This window comes from Streptomyces sp. NH27 (assembly GCF_056859195.1).
The window spans coordinates 1-1429 of the sequence record NZ_JACEGK010000926.1; the positions used below are offsets into that span (position 1 = coordinate 1).

Sequence of the window (1429 nt, forward strand, 5' to 3'; positions counted from 1 at the left end):
TCCCGCACCACCGTATGTACGCCAAGCGTCACATGATGCGACAAATACGGCATCCCGGGCGGCCGTCGACGAGCGCGGCTCAGCCGCCGTCAGACAGTGAGCAGGATCTTGCCGATGTGGGTGCTGGACTCCATCAGGCGGTGGGCCTCGGCCGCCTGGACGAGCGGGAGCGCGCGGTCGACCACCGGCCGGACGGTGCCCGCCTCGATCAGCGGCCAGACGTGCTCGCGGACCGCCGCGACGATCGCCGCCTTCTCGGCCGGCGGGCGGGCGCGGAGCGTGGTGGCGGCGACCGCGCCGCGCTTGGCCATCAGCTTGGCGAGGTTCAGTTCCGCGGTCACCCCGCCCTGCATGCCGATCACCACCAGACGGCCGTTCAGCGCGAGCGCGTCGACGTTGCGGTCCAGGTACTTGGCGCCGATCAGGTCGAGGATGACGTCCGCGCCGTCCGGGCCCAGTTCCGCCACGAAGTCCTGCTCGCGGTAGTTGATCAGCACGTCCGCGCCCAACTCCCGGCAGGCGGCGAGCTTTTCCGCGCTGCCCGCGGTGACCGCGACCCGCGCCCCGACCGCCTTGCCCAGCTGGATCGCCATCGTGCCGATCCCGCTGGACCCGCCGTGCACCAACAGCGTCTCGGTGGGCCGCAGATGGGCCACCAGGAAGACGTTCGACCAGACAGTGGCGGCGACTTCGGGCAGCGCGGCCGCCGTCACGAGGTCAACGCCCTTGGGCACGGGGAGCAGTTGCCCGGCTGGCACCACCACCTTCTCGGCGTAGCCGCCGCCCGCGAGCAGCGCGCACACCTCGTCACCGACCACCCACCCGGCCACCCCCGGCCCGGCCTCCACGATCCGGCCGGAGCACTCCAGGCCCGGGTACGGCACGGACCCGGCCGGCGGGTCGTAGAGGCCCAGCCGCTGCAAGAGATCGGCGCGGTTCACCGCACTGGCCACGACCTCGACCACGACCTCGCCGTCACCGGCCACCGGATCGGGTACATCCGCCCAGGTCAGCGCGTCCGGGCCACCTGGCTGGGGAATCGTCATCGCGTACATGCGAACGCAGGCTACTCCGCGGCCGGCCGTTCCCCGGCGAGCACCTCGCCGTCACCGGCCAGCGCGAGCAGGGTGTCCCGCAGCCAGCAGTGCGCGGGGTCGGCGTCGTACCGGACGTGCCAGGCCATGTCGAACGCCACCGGGGGAAGCCGCAGCGGGATCCGGTGCACGGTCAGGCACAGCGCCCGGGCGGCGCGTTCGGCGAAACCGGAGGGCACGATCGCGAACGCGTCGGCGTCCAGGGCGAGGAAGCAGGCCGCTCCGAAGGTCGGCACGGTGGCCAGCACCCTTCGCTCCAGGCCGAGTTCGGCGAGCCGGTCGTCGATGACGCTGCGGGCGCGGCCGTGTCGGGAGACGGTGATGTGGGGGAGTGC

2 protein-coding genes are annotated in these 1429 nt (G+C 72.7%); both read right to left on the bottom strand.

Translation table 11 applies throughout. From position 1 onward, the window contains the following. Positions 1-89: 89 nt before the first annotated feature. Positions 90-1055 (bottom strand): NAD(P)H-quinone oxidoreductase, encoded by a 966-nt coding sequence (locus AC13HU_RS37140; protein ID WP_483046409.1) that lies wholly within the window; start codon positions 1053-1055, stop codon positions 90-92. An 11-nt stretch (positions 1056-1066) separates the two neighbouring features. Continuing rightward, positions 1067-1429, bottom strand: a 363-nt coding sequence (locus tag AC13HU_RS37145; protein WP_483046410.1) for a LysR substrate-binding domain-containing protein, incomplete at its 5' end; no start/stop codon positions are given.

Excerpts from the sequence above, each read along its gene's own strand:
- AC13HU_RS37140 (WP_483046409.1), bottom strand. The coding sequence starts at position 1,055 with ATGTACGCGATGACGATTCCCCAGCCAGGTGGCCCGGACGCGCTGACC.